Annotated in this window: 11 protein-coding genes; all 11 read left to right on the top strand. The window is 49.7% G+C overall.

Annotation, left to right across the window (positions count from 1 at the left end):
- The first annotated feature begins 3 nt into the window (after positions 1 to 3).
- The 11 genes from LG201_RS06080 (at position 4) to LG201_RS06030 (ending at position 21,209) form a co-directional block, all read left to right on the top strand.
- Entirely contained in the window at positions 4 to 963 is a 960-nt protein-coding gene (locus LG201_RS06080) for a FecR domain-containing protein (RefSeq protein ID WP_226771265.1), read from the top strand.
- A gap of 128 nt (positions 964 to 1,091) precedes the next feature.
- Positions 1,092 to 4,652: a TonB-dependent receptor domain-containing protein gene (locus LG201_RS06075; RefSeq protein WP_226771264.1), complete on the top strand. Its 3,561-nt coding sequence runs from the start codon at positions 1,092 to 1,094 to the stop codon at positions 4,650 to 4,652.
- Positions 4,653 to 5,040: 388 nt separating this feature from the next.
- Positions 5,041 to 5,574, top strand: coding sequence for a sigma-70 family RNA polymerase sigma factor (locus LG201_RS06070; RefSeq protein WP_226771263.1), 534 nt, complete (start codon positions 5,041 to 5,043; stop codon positions 5,572 to 5,574).
- A gap of 3 nt (positions 5,575 to 5,577) precedes the next feature.
- On the top strand, positions 5,578 to 6,597 hold the full coding sequence (locus LG201_RS06065) for a FecR family protein (RefSeq protein WP_226771262.1): 1,020 nt from the start codon (positions 5,578 to 5,580) through the stop codon (positions 6,595 to 6,597).
- A gap of 186 nt (positions 6,598 to 6,783) precedes the next feature.
- Complete coding sequence (locus tag LG201_RS06060) at positions 6,784 to 10,434, top strand: TonB-dependent receptor domain-containing protein (protein WP_226771261.1); 3,651 nt, start codon at positions 6,784 to 6,786, stop codon at positions 10,432 to 10,434.
- A gap of 376 nt (positions 10,435 to 10,810) precedes the next feature.
- Positions 10,811 to 11,323, top strand: a complete 513-nt coding sequence (locus LG201_RS06055) for a sigma-70 family RNA polymerase sigma factor (RefSeq protein WP_226771260.1) — start codon at positions 10,811 to 10,813, stop codon at positions 11,321 to 11,323.
- Between the two features lie 21 nt (positions 11,324 to 11,344).
- Positions 11,345 to 12,286 (top strand): FecR domain-containing protein, encoded by a 942-nt coding sequence (locus LG201_RS06050; RefSeq protein ID WP_226771259.1) that lies wholly within the window; start codon positions 11,345 to 11,347, stop codon positions 12,284 to 12,286.
- 108 nt (positions 12,287 to 12,394) lie between these two features.
- Positions 12,395 to 15,976 (top strand): TonB-dependent receptor domain-containing protein, encoded by a 3,582-nt coding sequence (locus tag LG201_RS06045; RefSeq protein WP_226771258.1) that lies wholly within the window; start codon positions 12,395 to 12,397, stop codon positions 15,974 to 15,976.
- A gap of 339 nt (positions 15,977 to 16,315) precedes the next feature.
- Positions 16,316 to 20,209: a phosphoribosylformylglycinamidine synthase gene (gene purL / locus LG201_RS06040; RefSeq protein WP_226771257.1), complete on the top strand. Its 3,894-nt coding sequence runs from the start codon at positions 16,316 to 16,318 to the stop codon at positions 20,207 to 20,209.
- Positions 20,210 to 20,291: 82 nt separating this feature from the next.
- A complete protein-coding gene (locus LG201_RS06035; protein ID WP_226771256.1) occupies positions 20,292 to 20,771 on the top strand; it encodes an ankyrin repeat domain-containing protein in 480 nt (159 codons plus the stop codon).
- A 72-nt stretch (positions 20,772 to 20,843) separates the two neighbouring features.
- Entirely contained in the window at positions 20,844 to 21,209 is a 366-nt protein-coding gene (locus LG201_RS06030) for a c-type cytochrome (RefSeq protein ID WP_226771255.1), read from the top strand.
- Positions 21,210 to 21,213 lie beyond the last annotated feature (4 nt).

Here is a 21,213-nt window from a genome sequence, read left to right as displayed (position 1 = left end):
TTTATGAGCCATCAGCAGAAACCCACTCAAGCCATGGTGAAAGCCAGTATCTGGTATGCCCGGCTAGCTTCAGGAGAGGCAAGCGAAAGCGAGATCGCTGATTGGCGCGCCTGGGCCGCATCTGATCCTCAAAATCTCCAGGCCTGGCAAAAGCTGGAAAGAGTGACAAAGCAGTTTGACCAAGTGCCTCAAGAGATTGGTCTTGCCACCCTGCAATTGCCACCGTCTGCTGATCGCCGCCGTATCATCAAACATCTTGCCTTGTTTCTCAGTGCCAGCTCCCTTGGTTTGTATGCCTACAGAGAACAACCTTGGCGTGAAGTATTGGCGGATCACAGCACAGCAGTGGGTGAGAGACGCGAGATACAGATGGCTGATGGGGGACGCCTGGTCTTGAATACTGATTCAGCCGTGAACATTCATTTTTCAAGCACTGCCCGCACCATTGAATTGATTAAAGGGGAGGTGTTCATTGAAACTGGCCATGAAAATTTGGCTGTACATAGACCCTTTATGGTGCAAAGTCGTCATGGCACGGCAACAGCGTTAGGCACCAAGTTTAGTGTCAGAGATGTATCCCGCCTGACCAGAGTCAGTGTGTTTGAAGGGGCAGTGGAAGTGCAACCCAATGATCAGGGTAAGCGATCAATGGTCTTGCAGGCGGGCGAGTCCATAGAGTTTAGCGCAACATCGCTTTCTGCCAAAACTAAGGTCAAGACAACAGAAATGGCCTGGGTCAACGGCATTATGGTGGTCTACGCAATGCGCCTTGATGCGTTTGTGAGCGAAATATCACGCTACAAAACCGGCGTGCTCCGTTGTGACCCGGCAGTGGGTGGCTTGCTTATCTCAGGGTCTTTTCCCTTGCAAGATATGGAAGCCGTGCTAAATACGCTTGAAGAAACACTGCCGGTACGCGTCGATCGATTTACCCGCTACTGGGTCAATATCAAACCTGCTTGATCTCAGTGATCACGCCACTCTGGTTTTTATTTACAAAAATTTTTTTCAAAACACTTTCCGGATTTTCATTCTCGTTCGGCATAGCAGCAGAACAAGAAATTAATGAATTAAATCCAGGGGGAAAGTGAATGAGCATTAAAAAGTATCGAGCACATAATGCCGGACATAGCTGTGTGTCTGTGTCACGGTATCTTCTGAAATTAGTGGTGCAGCTGTGCACGTTGGCATTGTTGAGTGCTGGCACCAGCAGTATGGCAGCGGAGCCCCTGCTCAAAAGCATTCCCAAAAAATTGTATAACCTTCCTGCTGGAGAGCTGAGCGAAAGCCTGCCCGCTTATGCGGCTGAGTCTGGCGTTTTGCTGGGCTTTGACCCCGCCATAACACAAGGCAAGCGCAGCCCTGCCTTGCGCGGACAGTTTGGTGTGTCGGACGGTTTTGCCACCATACTTAAAGGCAGTGGTCTTGAAGTAGTGCAGGATGGAGATGGACGTTATCAACTGAAGCGAGCGGTGGTGCCTGAACCAGACAAGTTGCCTGGGGAGAAATCTGCCATAGATTTCAAAGTGGATGCAATTGAGGTTCGCAGCAAACGCTTTTATGAAATTGGGCCTCTACCTGGGCTAGGTCTCACCAAGGAGCAAATTCCTGGCAATGTGCAGAGCCTCACCGCAAAGGATATTAAAGAGGCTCACGCACTGAGCCTGACAGACCTCATGAACTCCAAGCTCCAGTCAGTGAATGTCAATGACTATCAGGGCAACCCCTTCCAGATGGATGTGCAGTACCGCGGCTTTACCGCAGGCCCACAGATAGGTACACCCCAGGGTTTGTCGGTGTTCTTTGACGGTATACGCGTCAATGAACCATTTGGGGATGTGGTGAACTGGGACATGATTCCCTTGAACGCACTCTCCAGTTTTGATGTGTTTCCTGGCTCAAATCCTATCTTTGGCCTAGGCACACTGGGGGGGGCGTTATCGATGAAAACCAAGGATGGTTTCAGCAATACGGAGGCTAGTGCAGAAGTCCTCACTGGCTCCTTTGGTCGTAGACAGTTGCAGGCTGAAGGCGGCTGGAACAATGGCACTGTGGCAGGATTTGCTGCCGCCAATATATTCCTTGAGGACGGTTGGCGTGGAAACTCTCCAAGCAGGGTTAATCAAGTCTTCGGCAAAGGAAGTTACCGCGGCGACAAGCTGGATTTAAACCTGAGCACACTGGTGGTCTGGAATGATCTGGTGGGTAACGGCCTTCTGCCCAATGAAATGTATAAGCAGGATAGAAACGGTGTTTATACCTCACCGGATACCACCGATAACCGTTTATGGCAGTTCCAGCTGTCCGGCAGTTATTTCGTCAATGACAAATTCACGATCACCAGCCAGGTTTACAGGCGTAACAGCAAGCGTAAAACCTCCGGCGCTGATGTTTACACTGAACACAATGGGTATGTCAGAAGAGCGCTTAATACTGGCGAACAATATACATGTTTGTTCAACAGTACCAATGGTCTGGGCTTGCCAGATTATTACGTGTTTGATGTCCCTAACAACGACTGGTCCCAAAGCGCCTTTTTCAATGAGTATTTTTCAAATGGTATGGATGCTCAGGCTGCCCTCAACAGCATAGGTGCAGCCTTGAATCCGTCTCTGACTGGTAGCCCTGAAGGCCAAGCATATTTGGCACACGCCAAGAGCGTATTTGATACGTGGAAAAATTACAGGCAGGCGCAAAACTATCAATCCCAGGGAAACAACATCCCTACTGAATTGCCCCCAGGCCCCGACAACCCAATCACTGGCGAATCAAACTGGCTTGCCAATATATATAACTCGATAAATTTCAGTAGCGTATTTGGCCTCACCGGCGTCAGTGATCCATTTAATGCCGTTATTTCAAATTACTACTACACCGATGACGGCACCAAACACGTCATTTTGGTGACACCGCCTAGCAATTTGGCAAATTGTATCGACACCCAAGCTACCAACTACAGTAATGACCCTGGTGCTTTAAGCGTGCCAGACCCTGTCATTGGGGGTCCTCTGGCGGTAGATGGAGCCAATACAACAACCGGGCAACGCCCAGGTGTCGTTGATGGGACACCAACAGCACTCCTTACCGATACCCAAATTGACCAGGAAACAGATGGCGCGTCTATTCAGTTCAACTGGAATTTTGACAAGCACAAGTTCATGGTTGGTGCCTCGGTGGACATGCCTTCTGCCACCTACACCAGTAGCCAAATGCTGGGGATGCTGGATGCAAACCGCAAGGGCTACCTCGCACCAGACCAAATTCGTGAGCAATATGCTGCCGCAAGCCTGGAAGTCAATAATAATGATTTCAAGGGCCATCAAATCACAAAGAGCATATATGCCAGTGAAACCTGGAGTCCAGTAGAAACACTGCACTTTACCGGTGCCTTGCGCTACAACGAAACTCGCGGCAAAAACAAAATCGCCTCGCGCACCTGGGGCAGCCGCGTATTCGATTTATCCGATTTTGAAGCGGTTCCCGATGAGTATGACCTCTGCGTAAATGGCGCTTGCCCCACCACCGGTTATCAAATCCCTGATCTCAGCATGCTGATGAATCCTCCTGAGACAGAAAAATTCCGCTATTACTCGCTTAACCCATCCTTGGGCGCTACCTGGCAAGCAACACCCAAACTCAATTTGTATGGCAACTGGGCCCAAGGAACCAGAACCCCTTCTGTCATTGAGCTGGGCTGTGCATTTGACTCTACCCCTGTATTCATAGGTGGCGGCATAGGCAACGTACCACGCAGCCTTGCAGAAAACCGCTCCTGCTCCTTGCCCACCACTTTGTCTGGCGACCCTTACCTGCCACAGATCAAAGCCCAGACCTGGGACTTCGGCATGCGGGGACGCTTCAATGACAATACCGAATGGAACCTGGGGATATACCGTACCGACCTTAAGGACGATATTTACATGATAGGTTATCCGGGCAACCGCAACTTCTTTGACACCATAGGTGAAACACGTCGCCAGGGTTTAGAAGCCGGTATTACGGCAGCATTTGATAAATGGCGCCTTCGACTCAATTACGCACTCACTGACGCTACTTTCCAGGATAGTTTCTGGATGCCAGCCAATGACAACAGCAGTGCCGTGGAAGAGTATTACGGCAACCTTAACTATAGTCGCCGCATTAAGGTCAATCCCGGCAACCGTATGCCAGGCGTCCCATTGCACAATCTCAATGCAACACTTAGCTATCAGGTCACACCAAAATGGCAGATAGGGATGACCGCAGTTGCACACTCCTTTGCCTATGTACGCGGCAATGAAAACAACAAGCATCAGGCAGGCGCTGTCTTTACCGAAACTGTGTCCACAGGGCTCGGGAATACGACTGTTACCAGACGAGCTACCAATACTCCTGGAACCGTAGATGGCTACATGGTGCTGAATCTGCAGACCAGCTACAAGCTCAACTCGGAATGGACTTTGGGTCTGCGCGTGAACAATATCTTGGACAAGGAATATTTCAATGCGGGCAGGCTGGGACGCAATCCATTCTCGCCTTCGGTTTACGGAGCCATAGGGCCTGATGGCTACAACCATAACTCCAACGATTGGTTAACCACTAACTTCTTGGCACCAGGGGCACCGCGTGCCGCATGGATCAGTTTGAGCTATGAATTTGACCCAAGAAAATAACAACGCTGAGTCTGAGGTGATCAAGATCATGGCTAATCCTCTAAAAGCCATTTTGATTATTAAGCGTTGGTTAACGATAGCCGTTAATCACGAAAGCTGGCTAATTATCTTGCCCTGGTTATTTTTCCTGCTATTGGCATTGGAATTTTGCATGATGGTAATGACTTTATATTGAGGGAAATGGCTGTTTATAGCCAAGGATGGCTATAAACAGCCATTTATCTAAACCGTTTAATCATAAGAATATTTTTTAATTTAACAAAATCATATGGTTATAGTTTTATAAAATCATGGAATAGATTTTGCAACCATTTCCTGCAAACACTTGTGTGATGAGTGCAAGTGAACAGGTGGTGTTTAACCATCTGATTTGGGGCGAGGGAGTGGTATGCAGGAGCAAGCAATTTCAAATTCCACGGCAATTACGGTTAATGCAGTCGGGCAGTTATATGTTGACCACCATCATTGGCTGGTCTGTTGGTTACGTAAGAAGTTGGGGTCTTTTCATCATGCGGATGATGTTGCGCACGATACTTTTTTACGTGTGCTGCTTTCCCCTGATACCCATATCCTGCATGCACCCAAAGCCTACCTTGCTGCTACTGCCACGAATTTGATGATTGATGCCGCCAGGCGGCGCAAGCTGGAGCAGGCGTATCTTGAATCACTCATGTTGATCAGTGAGGATCAGCATGAGTTTTCTCCAGAACAATACCAAGAGGCCATTGAAGTGCTGAGTTTGTTGGCCAGTATGTTGAGTGGCTTGCCTGATAAACCTCGAAGGGCTTTTTTAATGAGCAGGCTGGAAGACCTATCCTATGCCGAGATTGCTGACCGGCTTGATGTTTCAGTCAGCATGGTCAAGCAATATCTGGCTAAGGTTATGGTGCATTGTTATGCATTGATGCATTCAGCGCCTTAAAAAATGTCCGTTCAACCCAAGAAAGTTCAGGAGCCAGAAGCTGCCATTGAGCCCAGCTCAAGCATGGTATTGCAAGCCGCAGATTGGTATGTGCAATTGCATGCACCCGAGTGCACTGAGGCAGAGCGTGCTGCTTTTGATGCATGGCTGAAAATAGACGCTGCCCATGGGGTAGCCTATGAGCGGATGGAAAAGATGTGGAGCAATCTGCATGAGGTAATCCCTGCGCCTGCGCTCAATGCGCTTGAGCAGGTATTAACGCCTGAGTTTAAGCCCGTCCGCAGCAGGCTTTCTGTCAAGTCTCTCGCATTGGGCATTAGCCTGGTAGTGGGAGCATGGCTGGGCTCTCAGTCTGGCACGGCCTCTTACTTAATGGCGGATTACAGCACCGCGGTGGGTGAGCAGCGTGTGGTGGAGCTGCCTGATCATAGCCGGATTACCTTGAACACATATTCTGCCATTGATATTGATTATTCAAATAAACAGCGGCGGATTCACTTGTTGCAAGGTGAGGTGTTGGTGGAAGTGGCAAAAGATGCTGCGCGCCCATTTATTGTGGCAACGCGTCAGGGGACAGCCCGAGCGTTGGGTACCCAGTTTGTGGTCAAGCGAGAAATTGATGCTACCAAGGTTGGGGTGATTGAATCAGTGGGGGAGGCATGCACGCTCAAACGCATGTTCTCAAATGCCCCACCTGAGTGCGTCACGCTTCATACAGGGCAGGGCACGCATATTGAAAACGAGCATATCAACCAGCCCTCAGATATTGATGTAAGCGCCATTGCCGGATGGGCCAATGGTACGCTGGCGGTAGATGATCAATCTCTGGCCGATGTCTTGCTCGAGCTGGAGCGCTATCGCCATGGCCGCATTCATTTCAATGCAGAGGACATTGCCCATTTGCGAGTTTCAGGCGTGTTGCCACTCAATGATACTGATCGCGCATTGGATATGTTGACGACTTACTTGCCCGTGGATGTCAAAAATTACACCCAATTCTTCACTGTCGTTACACCAAGATAGCTTGAATTGGCATGATCAAGCAGCCTCAGTTTTTATCAATGAGGCTGCTATTGATTTGTTTGGATGATGGTTCTTCTTGAGTTTTTAATCTTGCCGGGAATTTGAAAAAATCTTGATGCCCTGACTGTACTTTGCCTTGAGTTGTTCGTCTTGGTGAGGAAGATAATAAAACTCAGGGGGAATTTCATGAATGGTCTGCGTTTCAAGCCTGTGCCAATAGCACTTGCACTCCATTGCGCATTGTTGTTGATGGTGGGTGAGGCTCGGTATGCAACGGCAGCGGGGGAGAGTGTTGTATTCACCGCGGACAATGGCAAGCAGTATCAAATCCCTCCTGGCACACTCACCCAATCCCTCAATCGATTTGCCCAGCGTTCAGGTGTGGTGCTGGTGTTTGATCCAGCCTTGACTCAAAGCATAGACAGCAAGGGGCTGAACGGAAGCTATACCGTGAAGCAGGGCTTTGATGCTTTGTTGAAGGGCAGTGGCCTTGAAGTATTCAGTGATCAACATGGCGGCTTCTTTCTGGATAAAGCTGCACCCGCAACAGTAAAAGATACCCTCCCCGGCGAAAAGTCTTCAATCGATTTTAAAGTGGATGCTATCGAAGTCCGCAGCAAACGTTTCTACGAGATAGGCCCTATGCCTGGACTTGGCCTGACCAAGGAACAAATCCCCGGCAACGTGCAAAGCATCTCAGCCAAAGAGATTAAGGAATCAAACTCATTAAGCCTTGCCGACTTGCTTAACCGCAAGTTGCAGTCCGTCACCGTCAATGATTACCAAGGCAACCCCTTTCAGATGGATGTGCAGTATCGAGGTTTCACGGCTGGCCCCCAAATCGGGACGCCGCAAGGGCTATCGGTGTTCTTTGATGGCATACGCGTCAATGAACCATTTGGTGATGTGGTGAATTGGGACATGATTCCCATGAATGCCATCGCCAATGTCGATGTATTCCCAGGCTCCAATCCCTTGTTTGGCCTCAATACCCTGGGTGGTGCCTTCACCATCAAAACCAAGGATGGTTTCAATCACACCGGGATTGATGCCAATATCCTCACTGGTTCATTTGGTCGCAAGCAATTACAGGCGGAAGGGGGCTGGAACAACGGCACCGTGGCCGGTTTTGCCGCGGCGAATATCTTTCTCGAAGATGGCTGGCGTGATAACTCTCCCAGCAAGGTCAACCAGGTATTCGGTAAAGGCAGTTATCGCGGCGACAAGCTCGATCTCAACCTCACAGGCTTGGTCGCCTGGAACGATCTGGTCGGCAATGGCCTGGTACCGAATGAAATGTACCGGCAAGACAGAAATGGGGTATTTACTTCCCCGGACAATACCGATAACCGCCTCTGGCAAGGGCAGCTTTCCGGCAGTTATTTTGTCAATGACAGCTTTACCATCACCGGACAAGTTTACCGCAGGGTTAGTAAAAGAAAATCAGTCAATTCCGATGTTTATACCGAATACGGCAACACCCCTGCCACCAAAAATATGACTGCAGGCAGTCAATATACATGCCTATATGACAGCACAAACAAGTATGGTCTTCCAGATTACTACGTAGTAAAAGCGCCAGATAACCTAGCTGCAATTTATGACGATGTCCTGGCTGTTGCAACAGGTGCAGATCCTGCAGATCATCCATTATTTGCTCTCTATCAAACTGATCCAGAAGTACAGTTTTTAGTTAACGGATTAGCAGGATTTCCGGCAGATCCATCCATACTTCCTGTAGGAAACTTCAATCAAGAGCTACCTGATTACTACGCAGCATATGCTCAATACAATTTTGAGTACTTCAAAAATTATCGGGCCTCTGTCGCTTACCTACCACAAGGTGCCGATGGCAGCCCTTACACCCCCCCCAATATGCCAGCAAATCTAAATGGTCAAAAGCAATATGGCTCGTTCGAAGAAACTGGGATGGTCACAAGCCCTGGGCTGACTGATCCTGTGGACTTTACATCAGGCAATACAAATTACTATTACCTCCAGAATCCAGACAACTCATACACCCGGTACATGCTGTTTTATAAAAATGCGCAGAATTCAGTCGCCTGCCAACAAGGCAGAGCGGCCAACCCTAAAAGTGACTTCGGAGGTATCGCAGACCTGGATGCCAATGGACAACCCCGCTATTACGATGGAGCCAAAAATGGGTCAGACGGCGTGGTGACAGGTGTACCCACTGCCGCCATCACCAATACAAGCATTGATCAGCTCATTAATGGCGCTTCAATCCAATTCAATTGGAATCTTGATCATCATAAATTCATGGTAGGCGCATCAATCGACTCTGCCAGCGCTGACTACAGCAGCAGCCAAAGGTTAGGGTTTTTCAATGCAAGCAGGGATGCATATCTTGACCCTGCGCAAGCGCTTGATGCCTTGACGGCAGCAGACAGAGCTATTCAAAGCAATAATTTCGATGGCACCTCTCTGACCAAGAGTCTATATCTCAGTGAAACCTGGAGCCCTGTTGATACATTCCACATGACAGGTGCGCTACGTTACAACGCAACTTCAGTAAAAAATAGATTGGCTGCAAGGGAATACGGCTCTGTTGTCCTGAACCTGCATCAGTATGTCTCAGATCCCGATGATTTCAATACTTGCCGCCCAGGTGACCCTTGCGAGACTGGATACAAGATTCCTGATGTATCCAGGCTACTCAATCCAGCTGAGACAGAGAAGTTCAATTATTACTCACTTAATCCCTCCCTGGGGGCGGCATGGCAAGCAACAAAAGATATCAATATTTTTGGCAACCTGTCGCAAGGAACCCGTACCCCTAGCGTGATTGAGCTTGGGTGCGCCCTTGACAAAACGCCTACTTATGTAGGCAACCTCGTCGACCAGGATGGGGATGGTTTGCGTGACCCAACCTATTTGTACAGGAGCGTTGCCCAGAACCGTTCTTGCTCCATGCCCACCACCCTGTCAGGAGATCCTTACCTGCCTCAGATAAAAGCCACAACATATGACTTTGGCATGCGTGGCAACTGGGGCCAAAACATGGTCTGGAACCTGGGTGTTTATCGCACAGACCTCAAGGATGATATTTATATGGTGACCTTACCTGGTAATCGCAGTTTTTTCGATACGATTGGTAAAACTAGGCGACAAGGCATAGAGGCAGGCCTGGCCGGGAAATGGGGGAAAGCCACTTTCCACCTCAATTACTCGCTGACGGAAGCAACGTTCCAAGATACGTTCAGCATGGCCAGCGACCATAACAGTAGTGCTGAGGAGAATCTCTTTCTTGGGGTAACCGAGGCAGGTGAAAGGCCACCGCGTTCCATTACAGTGAAACCGGGCAGCCGCATGCCTGGTGTGCCACTGCATAACGTCAATGCCAGCTTCAGCTATGAAATGAACGATAAGTGGACGGTAGGTTTGAGCGCAGTTGTCCACTCGGATAGCTTCCTGCGCGGCAATGAGAATAATGAACACCGGCCCGGCGTCACCAAATACGTCACCTTCGAGGCCGTCAATCCGGTGACCAATCAGCTCGAAAGCGTGACCGAGGCACGTCGCTCCTCTAACAACCCTGGCAAGGTATCGGGTTATGCCAGCCTGAATTTCCATACCAAGTATCAGTTTAACCCCTCCTGGTCGGCCAGCCTGATCGTCAACAATCTGCTGGACAAAGAGTATTTCACCGCCGGTCGGCTGGGTGTTAATCCATTCTCACCTTCAATACGCGGCTCCATAGGTCCAGATGGTTACAACCACAATTCCTTCGACTGGCTGGATACCAGCTACCTGGCACCGGGAGCGCCGCGCGCGGCCTGGTTCACCTTGCGTTATGAGTTCAGGCCGGATCGATAAATAAATATCACCATGCCTGCTTCTTTTAGAAAATATAATTTTTTCAGGCGTTGGTACCGGTATCTAAGGCATTACGAAAACTGGATGCTGATCGTCATTCCCCGTTTGTTTGCTTTGCTGCTGATTTTTGAATGTGGTTTGTTGCTCTTTGGCTTTTATTGGGTCTGATCAATGGCATTCAGCTTATCTTGGGCAACCTCTCTTTCTAAATCTGGGTGGTTATATATAGCCACCATTGGCTGCATACAGCCAATGGTGGTGGTTGCTGAATAATGAGTTAACCGGAAATTGTATAAATAACAGTTGCTTAAGATGCCCATGCTATCAGGTATGGTAATTGCACTGGTTGTAATATAAATCTGACCGGGTTAGTGCCATGTCTTCCAGCCAATTATTGCAGCAAGGGTTAATTCAGGAGTTTTACCAGCGGCATCGGCCGTGGTTGCATGCTTGGCTATCCAAGAAAACCGGATCAAGTGTGGATGCGGCAGACTTGACCCATGACACCTTCATCCGCCTGCTTGTGCAGGGTAACGCTCAAGAGATTGTTGAACCGCGAGCGTACCTGACTCGCATTGCGCACGGCATTATGGTGAACTTCCTCCGCAGGCGTGACATAGAGCAGGCTTACCTGAATGCCATGGTGAGTTTGGGGAGCGGTTTGGAGGTGGCGGTGCCTTCCCCGGAAGAATATCTGTTGAATCTGGAAAAGCTAGTGGCGATCGACCGTATGCTGGATGGTCTTCCCATCAAGGTGCGCAAAGCGTTTTTAATGCATAAGCTCAACGGAATGACCTATCCTGAAATCGCCGCAGATTTGGGTATGAGCGTGATTTCAATCAAGAAATATATCGCTCGGGCTTTGTTGCACTGCGCTCAATTGAAATAATGTCACTGGATACTTCTCGTCATGCCTAAGGTGTTGCAAGCAGCCACTGAGTGGTATGTCCGTTTGCACGATACGGACGTGACGGCTCAGGACAGGATGGAGTTTGAACGCTGGTTGGCTCTTTCCAGTCACCACCGTGAATCCTGGGCGTCAATCCAGCAAGTCAGCGGCCCATTTGACGGACTGGATCCTTCCATTGGACATGCCGTGCTGTTGCCGCGTGGTCGGCAATTGGGGCGACGCCAGGTGCTCAAATCTATTGGCCTTGTGTTTGTGTTGGGTGGCAGTGGCGCGTTGGTGTATCGTGAACGCCCATGGCAGGCCATGTTGGCTGATTACTCCACCGGCAAGGGCGAGCGGGGCACTTGGACCTTGCCCGATGACACCGTGATTGTGCTCAATACTGGCACCGCGATTGATACGGTGTATGACGCGGGTCATCGCGTGGTGGTGCTGATCAAGGGGGAAATCATGGTGGAAACTGGGCATCCATCAGGAGTCTTGGTGCCGTTCCAGGTGCAAACGCGTCATGGCATGGTGACAGCGCTAGGCACAAGGTTCAGTGTTCGTGATCATGGCACTCACATTTCAGTGAATGTGTTTGAGCATGCTATCAGGGTCAACCCCGCCCACAATACTGCACATGAATCTTTTATTGAGGCTGGGCAGTCTGCCCGTTTTGATGATGGGATTGTCAACGAGGTCACCCCATTATTGCCAGGGGCGGATCTCTGGGTGAAGGGCATCCTGAGTGTCAACGACATGCCCCTGAGTACCTTCCTTGAAGAGCTGGGGCGCTACCACAATGGTGTCTTGCGCTGTGACTCAGCCATCGCCTCAATGCCGGTATCAGGCGCTTTCCCGCTTGATGATCTCAATGCCATCCTGGCAAGTCTGCAAGACACTTATCATCTGCGTATGGAATTCTTCACTCGTTATTGGGTCACCCTGAAACCCGCATAGTCAGCGTTTTCCCTAGCCATTCAAAAAATATTCAATCTTTTTTATACCTTTTAGTCACCTCAGTTGGCGTATCCAGCATAAGACTTAAAAATTGAGGGAGAAAGAGTCATGGCTGGGAATGCTTCATCTGTTGATGTAAGTAAAACGCAACATTCACGCATAAGGCAACACAGCGCTGGTGTCTTGTTGCTAGTGTTACTGGCGAGTGTGTTTCATCCAATGTCTGCAACAGCAGAACCATTAAACAAAGCCATTCCTGTGCCGTCGTATAGCATCCCAGCAGGTGACTTGAGTCAGGCATTGACGTTATATGCCGGTAATGCCGGTGTGCTGCTGTCCTTTGATTCTGCCTTAACCCAGCATAAAAAGACCTCAGGCCTGAGGGGTAACTATGGCGTTATGCAAGGCTTTAATGAGTTGTTGAAGGGGAGTGGTCTTGAAGTGTTGCAAGGTGAAACCGGGCGATACCAACTGCGGCGGGCTGCTGTACTTGAAGGTGAAAAACTGCCCGGTGAAAAATCTGCCATAGATTTCAAAGTGGATGCAATTGAGGTTCGCAGTAAACGCTTCTATGAAATAGGTCCCCTTGGTGGGACTGGTCTCACCAAAGAACAAATCCCCGGTAACATCCAAAGTCTAACCGCCAAAGATATCAAGGAGGCTCACTCCTTAAGCATTACCGACCTCATGAACTCCAAGCTGCAGTCGGTAAACGTCAATGATTATCAGGGCAACCCCTTTCAGATGGACCTGCAATACCGAGGCTTCACAGCCGGCCCCCAGATCGGTACACCACAAGGCCTTTCCGTCTTCTTTGACGGCATCCGCGTCAATGAACCGTTTGGTGATGTGGTGAACTGGGACATGATTCCCATGAATGCTTTGGCCAGCTTTGATGTGTTTCCAGGATCAAATCCCATTTTTGGCCTGGGTACCCTGGGTGGTGCACTGTCGATGAAAACCAAGGATGGTTTCAATAACACTGAACTTAATGCAGAAGTATTAACGGGTTCATTTGGCAGGCGCCAACTGCAAGCCGAAGGCGGCTGGAACAACGGCACCATAGCAGGGTTTGCGGCAGCCAATATTTTTCTTGAAGATGGCTGGCGAGACAACTCCCCAAGCAAGGTAAATTCCGTCTTCGCCAAAGGTAGTTATCGCGGCAACAAATTAGATCTTAATTTGAGCACATTAGTTACGTGGAACGATTTAACCGGCAATGGCATGTTGCCCAGTGAAATGTATAAACAGGATAGGAATGGAGTATTTACTTCCCCTGACACCACCGATAATCGCCTGCTGCAATTCCAGCTTTCAGGTAATTACTTCGTTAATGACAACTTCACGATCACAGGTCAGGTGTATCGTAGAAACAGCAAGCGCAAACAACGTGGTGCTGATGTTTATACAGAGTTTGAAAACCAAGTTGTAAGAAGAAATCTTGCAGATGGCGAGCAATACACCTGCTTATTCAACAGTACTAATAAATATGGATTGCCTGATTATTACATCGTGCCTGCGTCAGCTAATGGCAGGTGGACAGCTTCATCCAATCAATTTGTAAGAAATGTACGAGATTTAGGCCTTGATGCAGCCCTTGCACTATTACCATCAGATGCCTTTAATGCAGAATTACTATCCCCGCAGTTCGCCGCTTACGCACAAGCATTTTTTAAGCAAGAGAAGAATTTCCAACAATCTGCGATTCTAATTCCACAGGCTGAAACTCCGAACCTTACCCCTCCAGAGGCAACAGACTACTCCAATGGTCAAGCTGAGTACTCATATCTTTCTACCTCCAACTTATCTACATATGCCCAAATGGGCATTGGTTATAGCGATGTTATTACTTCAGCTTCCCAATTTTATTACTGGATGCCCAATGAGGATGGAAGTCCAGGTACTGGTACCAAATATGTCATGATCATTGACCCAAGAGCTGCGGTAAATGGTGCTCAATGCCAGGGTGACATCAATAATGACGGCCTTAAAGTTCCCGGTCCCAATGGCGGCTGGCTTACTGTCGATGGTGCTGCATACAATAATGGCACTGGTACGGGTGTAGTTGAAGGCACTCCTACAGCTGTTCTTACCGATACCACGATTAACCAAATCACAGATGGCGCCTCAATCCAGCTCAATTGGAATTATGAAAAGCACAAGTTCATGGTGGGTACCTCAGTGGACATGCCATTTGCTAATTATAAGAGCGGTCAAATGCTGGGCATGCTGGATGCAGAACGTGAAGCTTATTTAGCCCCCGATGAAATCCGTGATCAATACGCACTTGCAAGTCAGGAAGTAAGCAATAGTAATTTTAAAGGCAGGCAGGTTACAAAAAGTATTTATGCCAGTGAAACCTGGAGCCCGATTGAAAGTTTAAGCATCACCGGGGCATTACGTTACAACGATACCAAAGGCAAGAACAAGATTGCCTCACGAACTTATGGGTCTTTTGTTGCCAATTTAGCGCAATTAGAAGCATTCCCAGATTATTATAATGTTTGCCTGGGTACGTGGCCCGATTGTGCAAACAATCCAACAACTGGCTATACCACTCCCGATGTAGCAAATTTGCTAAACGCCGCTGAAAAAGAGAAATTCAGCTATTATTCGCTCAACCCCTCAATAGGTGCTACTTGGCAAGCTACGCCGGCCCTGAATATTTTTGGCAATGTCAGCCAGGGTACGCGCGTACCTTCTGTCATAGAACTAGGCTGTGCCTTTGATAGAACACCTACGCCGGTAGATATAACCCCTGATGGCTCTGTAATATACGCTCCAAGAAGTTTGGCAGAAAACCGAGCATGCTCTTTGCCAACCACCTTGTCTGGTGACCCATATTTGCCACAAATCAAAGCAACAACTTTTGATTTAGGACTCCGCGGGAAATTTAATGATAACGTGGAATGGAACTTGGGTGTGTACCGTACCAACCTTCGTGATGACATTTATATGGTTGGTTACCCCGGCAACCGAAACTTCTTTGACACTATTGGAAATACCCAACGTCAAGGGCTCGAAGCTGGGATGACAGCTGTGTTTGAAAAATGGCGTTTACGCTTGAACTATGCTCTCACTGAGGCAACTTTCCAATCTAGCTTCTCAATGCCTGCCAATGATAATAGTAGTTCGGTAGAGCAAGTATATGGCCAAAATTATAGCCGCCTAATACAAGTAAAATCCGGCAATCGCATGCCTGGCGTACCACTGCACAACCTCAACGCGACTATGAGTTATCAAGTTACTCCCAAGTGGCAAGTCGGGATCACAGCAGTCGCGCATTCTTTCGCTTTTGTTCGTGGCAATGAAAATAACAAGCATAAGGCCGGGCAAGTCATTTATGACACTGTCGAGGATGGCAGCACCGGTCAGCTAATTACTGTAGCAAGACAGCCCTCCAACAATCCTGGCACTACCCCTGGATACATGACTTTAAATTTGCAAACTAGTTACCGCATAACTTCTGAATGGACTTTAGGATTGCGAGTAAACAATCTACTGGACAAAGAGTATTTCAGTGCTGGTCAGTTAGGCCGTAATCCATTCTCACCTTCTGTGTATGGTGCTATTGGACCCGATGGTTACAACCATAACTCCAGCGACTGGCTCATGACCAACTTCCTAGCTCCTGGTGCACCAAGAGCAGCTTGGATAAGTTTGAGTTACTCATTTGACCCGAGAAAATAACAACATCGATTCATTGAATAATAAAAATCATGCTTTTTATGAGAAAAGCCATTTTCATCACTAAGCGGTGGATCAATGCATTTTTAGCTCATGAGAGCTGGTTGACTATTTTGCCAGCTCTTTTTTTCCTGTTATTGGCATTTGAATTTGGGGTGATGGTGATGAGTCTTTGTTTTCTTTGAGAGAGTGGAGTGTTGTTTAGCACTACGGTCAATTGACCGGCGTGGAGGGAATCGCCAAATAAAAAGAGTACATACCCAACTTTTACTCGGGCAGGAAAGGAAAGCTATAGCCATATTCTGGTAAAATTCCGTTTTTGCCAACACTTTGAATTTCCTCATGTCCAGCCAAATGATCAGTCTTCGTGGCAGTGCCGCTTTATCTCCTTTCCGTCTTGAAAAAATCCTGAGCGCACTTAAAGTTGCCGCGCCGCGCATTAGCCACCTGTATGCCGAGTTCTGGCATTTTGCCTGGTCTGATGTGGCGCTGACTGATGCACAGGAGAAGACGCTGGGGCAGATTCTGACTTATGGTCCGCGACTGGATGAGGAGACGCCAGCGGGAGTGTTGTTTCTGGTGACTCCACGTCCCGGCACGATTTCACCCTGGTCTTCTCGTGCGACTGACATTGCGCGTCACTGTGGCATTGAGTCCATGCAGCGCATTGAGCGCGGCGTGGCCTACTATGCGGCAACGGCCGATGGCAGCCCGTTGACTGAGGCTGAACTTTTGGCATTGCGTCCGTTGATTCATGACCGAATGACTGAAGTGGTGTTTACCAATCTGGCAGATGCGCAAAAGCTGTATCACACCGCGGAGCCAGCACCGTTGTCGAGTGTGGACATTCTGGCTGGTGGCAAGGCTGCGCTGGATGCTGCCAATTCAGACATGGGCCTGGCATTGTCACCGGATGAGGTGGATTACCTGGTAGAGAATTTCCTGCGCATCGGTCGTAATCCAACCGATGTGGAGTTGATGATGTTTGCCCAGGCCAATTCAGAGCACTGTAGGCACAAGATTTTCAATGCAGACTGGGTGATTGACGGTGTGGAGCAGGCGCAGTCCCTGTTTGGCATGATACGCAACACGCACAAGCTCAATCCGGGCAAGACGGTAGTGGCGTATTCGGATAATGCCTCGATTGTGCAAGGTGAAAAAACCAAGCGTTTTTATCCGCAGGCTGATGGCAGCTATCACTTTGTTGAGGAAGATATGCACTTTCTCATGAAAGTGGAAACGCATAACCATCCCACAGCCATTTCTCCATTTGCCGGGGCTGCAACAGGTGCGGGTGGCGAAATCCGTGATGAAGGAGCAACAGGTTCCGGTTCCAAGCCCAAGGCTGGCCTCACAGGTTTTTCCGTCTCCAACCTCAATATTCCGGGCTTCAAGCAGCCTTGGGAGCAGGATAATGGCAAGCCTGCGCGGATTGCATCACCATTGCAGATTATGGTGGATGGCCCACTAGGTGGCGCTGCTTATAACAATGAATTTGGTCGCCCTAATATTGCCGGATATTTCCGCACGCTGGAAATTGAGGCGGCGGATGAAATCCGTGGATATCACAAGCCGATTATGCTGGCGGGTGGGGTAGGTAATATCTCCGCCAAGCATTCGAAAAAGAACCCGATTCCGCCTGGTGCTGCCTTGATTCAACTGGGTGGTCCGGCCATGTTGATTGGTCTGGGTGGTGGTGCGGCTTCCAGTATGGATACTGGGGCTAATACCGAAAACCTGGATTTTGATTCCGTGCAGCGTGGCAACCCTGAGCTGGAGCGCCGTGCGCAAGAGGTGATTGATCGTTGCTGGCAGTTGGGCGACAAGAATCCTATCTTGAGTATTCATGACGTGGGTGCGGGCGGGATCTCGAATGCCTTCCCTGAGCTGGTGAATGATGCTGGCGTCGGAGCCAGGTTCCAGCTGCGCGATGTGCACAATGAAGAGCCCGGCATGGCGCCACGTGAAATCTGGAGTAACGAGGCGCAGGAACGTTATGTCATGGCCGTGCTCAAGGAAGATTTGCCGCTGTTTGCCGAGATCTGTGAACGTGAGCGTTGTCCGTTTGCCGTGGTCGGTGAAGCCACTGAAGAAAGACACCTGACCGTTGCAGATAGTCATTTCAGCAACAACCCGGTGGATATGGATCTTTCCGTGCTGTTGGGTAAGCCGCCCAAGATGACGCGTGATGTGAAACATGTCACACGTGAACTTGCTGAGTTTGACCATGCCGGCATTGACCTGAAAGAAGCCGCTGAGCGCGTATTGCGTTTGCCAGGGGTGGCTGACAAGACTTTCCTGATCACGATTGGTGACCGTAGCGTAACCGGCCTGATTGCCCGTGACCAGATGGTGGGCCCATGGCAGGTGCCGGTGGCGGATGTGGCAGTGACGCTGGCTGGGTATGAAACCTATCGTGGTGAAGCGTTTGCCATTGGCGAGAAAGCCCCATTGGCGCTGATTGATGGCCCTGCCTCTGGTCGCATGGCGATTGGTGAATCCATCACCAATATTGCTGCCAGCCTGATTGATGACATAAGTGAGCTCAAGCTTTCTGCCAACTGGATGGCCCCAGCCGGGCACCCAGGTGAGGATGCAGCGTTGTTTGATACCGTCAAGGCCGTGGGGATGGAATTGTGTCCTGCGCTGGGTATCAGCATCCCCGTTGGTAAGGACTCCATGTCGATGAAAACCGTATGGGAAGAGGATGGCGAGAAAAAGGCGGTGACCTCTCCAATTTCATTGGTGGTGACTGCATTTGCACCCACGCCAGATGCACGCAAAACATTGACCCCACAATTGCGCACAGACCTGGGTGACACCAAGTTGTTGCTGATCGACCTGGGGGCTGGCAAGAACCGCATGGGTGGTTCAGCCCTGGCCCAAGTCTATGGTGCTGTGGGCAATGTAGCACCAGATGTGGATGCTGCTGACAGCCTCAAGGCCTTCTTTGGCGGAGTGCAAAAGCTCAACCGTGAAGGCAAGCTGCTGGCCTATCATGATCGCTCTGACGGTGGCCTGTTCTCCACTGTGGTGGAAATGGCATTTGCCGGACGTTGTGGCCTGGATATTGATATCACCAGCCTGGGTGAAGATGCCGTGGCTGCGCTTTACAACGAGGAACTAGGTGCTGTGTTGCAAGTACGTGCTGACGAGGCGGACGCGATTGTGGCTGAACTCAAGCCGCAACTAGGGGGCTTGTTACACGTGATCGGCACACCTGCCACGCATGGCAATATCCGTATTCATCAGGATGGCCGCGTAGTCTTTTCTGAAAGCCGTGTCGCCTTGCATCGTTCCTGGTCTGAAACCACGTACCAGATGCAGAAACTGCGCGACAATCCAGAATGTGCCCAACAAGAATATGATCGTATTCTTGATGAAAAAGATGCTGGCCTGCATGCCAAGCTCAGTTTTGATCCTGCTGAAAACATTGCAGCACCTTATATTGCCAGTGGCGTTAGGCCCAAGGTGGCTATCCTGCGTGAGCAGGGTGTCAATGGTCAGGTGGAGATGGCAGCGGCATTTGACCGAGCCGGTTTCCAGGCGCATGACGTGCATATGAGCGACATCATCAGTGGTCGTATCAGCCTCAAGGACTTTGCCGGGTTTGTTGCCTGTGGTGGCTTTTCTTATGGCGATGTGCTGGGTGCGGGCGAGGGCTGGGCCAAGTCCATATTGTTCAACCAGCGTGCACGCGAGGAGTTCTCTGCATTCTTCCAGCGCAAAGATTCATTTGCCTTGGGCGTCTGTAACGGTTGCCAGATGATGAGCAACTTACACAGCATTATCCCTGGTGCCGAGAACTGGCCGCATTTCGTGCGTAACCGTTCCGAGCAGTTTGAGGCACGTGTTGCCATGGTGGAGGTGATGGAGTCACCCTCACTGTTCTTCAAGGGAATGGCTGGTAGCCGCATGCCGATAGCGGTAGCGCATGGCGAAGGGTATGCGGAATTTGCTGATCCCGCAGCGGTGAAGGCCGTGCTGGACAGCCAGCTCGTGAGCCTGCGCTTTGTTGATAATGGGGGCAACCCAACTGAGGTGTATCCTTTCAATCCAAATGGATCTATTCAGGGAATTACCGGTCTGACTACCGCTGATGGCCGTTTCAGTATTATGATGCCTCATCCTGAGCGGGTTTTCCGTGCAGTACAGCATTCATGGCACCCAGATAACTGGGGTGAAGATGGTCCATGGATGCGCATGTTCCGTAATGCCAGAAAATTCATAGGCTAAGCGGTTGGTAGTACCACAGTAGCAATCAATAGATGTGCTTAAGCACACGATATTTAGAGACTATAACTATTGGAGAAGTAGCATGAACAAGATGTTAAAGGCAGTGCTGGTAGTGCTGATGCTCGGGTTTACCTGGGTGGCGCATGCCGAGGATCAGCAAGTGGAATATACCGATGCCATCGGCAAGAGCAATATGAAGGTGGTGAAGAAGTATTTCCAGCATCCTTATGAAGTGGATGAAATGTTTTTTGCCTGGACTGGCCTGCAAATTGCAGCCAACAAGGGTCAGCTGGTGCCAGTCAAGTTCTTCATTGAAAAGGGCGCTGATGTCAACTACAAACACCCCATTACCAAGATGACTGCACTGCATCTCGCAGCTTATCAAGGCAACAAGGATGTGGTGAATTACCTGATTGCGCATGGTGCCGATGTCAATGCCAAGCTGCGTGGCAATGTCTCCATTATTCGCGCATTGCGCGATGAAGGCCTCACGGACATGGTTGCTCTTCTGACTGCCGCAGGTGCCAAAGATGATGGCTGCCAAGAAGAAAAGTGCAACTAATCTGTTAGTGTCAGCATTGAATGGGCGGATCCATCGCCCATTACTCATCTGCCAGATCGTCTCAGGCAACTGATGAGATTTCCTGTATACACCCGTTTCTGGTCAGGCTTGTTATTGCTGTCAGCAACTGGTGTATATGCGGAACCCGCAAGTTTTCCCGCTCACACCCTTACACTGGCGGCATCCTGTGCCGTCTGCCATGGCACCAATGGGCATAGTGCTACAGGCTTTCTGAGCCTGGCAGGCATGGATGCTCCGACTTTTGTCGCCAAAATGCAGGCATATCGCACTGGTTCACAAGCCGCTACCGTGATGCATCAGCATGCCAAAGGCCTGACCGAAGCCGAAATCACGGCGCTGGCTGAATATTTTTCCGTGCAGCCGCCTCAGGCCGTGATTGAGCCACAAGCCCAACCCCTGGATTTGCAACATGAATAACGCC

Source organism: Methylobacillus gramineus, assembly GCF_020532675.1.
Lineage (GTDB): Bacteria > Pseudomonadota > Gammaproteobacteria > Burkholderiales > Methylophilaceae > Methylobacillus > Methylobacillus gramineus.
The sequence above is the reverse complement of the archived record's forward strand: the minus strand, read 5'-3'. Positions and strand labels throughout refer to the sequence as shown.

Excerpts from the sequence above, each read along its gene's own strand:
- purL (WP_226771257.1), top strand. The coding sequence starts at position 16,316 with ATGTCCAGCCAAATGATCAGTCTTCGTGGCAGTGCCGCTTTATCTCCT.
- LG201_RS06050 (WP_226771259.1), top strand. The coding sequence starts at position 11,345 with ATGCCTAAGGTGTTGCAAGCAGCCACTGAGTGGTATGTCCGTTTGCAC.
- LG201_RS06070 (WP_226771263.1), top strand. The coding sequence starts at position 5,041 with ATGCAGGAGCAAGCAATTTCAAATTCCACGGCAATTACGGTTAATGCA.
- LG201_RS06045 (WP_226771258.1), top strand. The coding sequence starts at position 12,395 with ATGGCTGGGAATGCTTCATCTGTTGATGTAAGTAAAACGCAACATTCA.
- LG201_RS06030 (WP_226771255.1), top strand. The coding sequence starts at position 20,844 with ATGAGATTTCCTGTATACACCCGTTTCTGGTCAGGCTTGTTATTGCTG.
- LG201_RS06035 (WP_226771256.1), top strand. The coding sequence starts at position 20,292 with ATGAACAAGATGTTAAAGGCAGTGCTGGTAGTGCTGATGCTCGGGTTT.
- LG201_RS06065 (WP_226771262.1), top strand. The coding sequence starts at position 5,578 with ATGTCCGTTCAACCCAAGAAAGTTCAGGAGCCAGAAGCTGCCATTGAG.
- LG201_RS06080 (WP_226771265.1), top strand. The coding sequence starts at position 4 with ATGAGCCATCAGCAGAAACCCACTCAAGCCATGGTGAAAGCCAGTATC.
- LG201_RS06075 (WP_226771264.1), top strand. The coding sequence starts at position 1,092 with ATGAGCATTAAAAAGTATCGAGCACATAATGCCGGACATAGCTGTGTG.
- LG201_RS06060 (WP_226771261.1), top strand. The coding sequence starts at position 6,784 with ATGAATGGTCTGCGTTTCAAGCCTGTGCCAATAGCACTTGCACTCCAT.
- LG201_RS06055 (WP_226771260.1), top strand. The coding sequence starts at position 10,811 with ATGTCTTCCAGCCAATTATTGCAGCAAGGGTTAATTCAGGAGTTTTAC.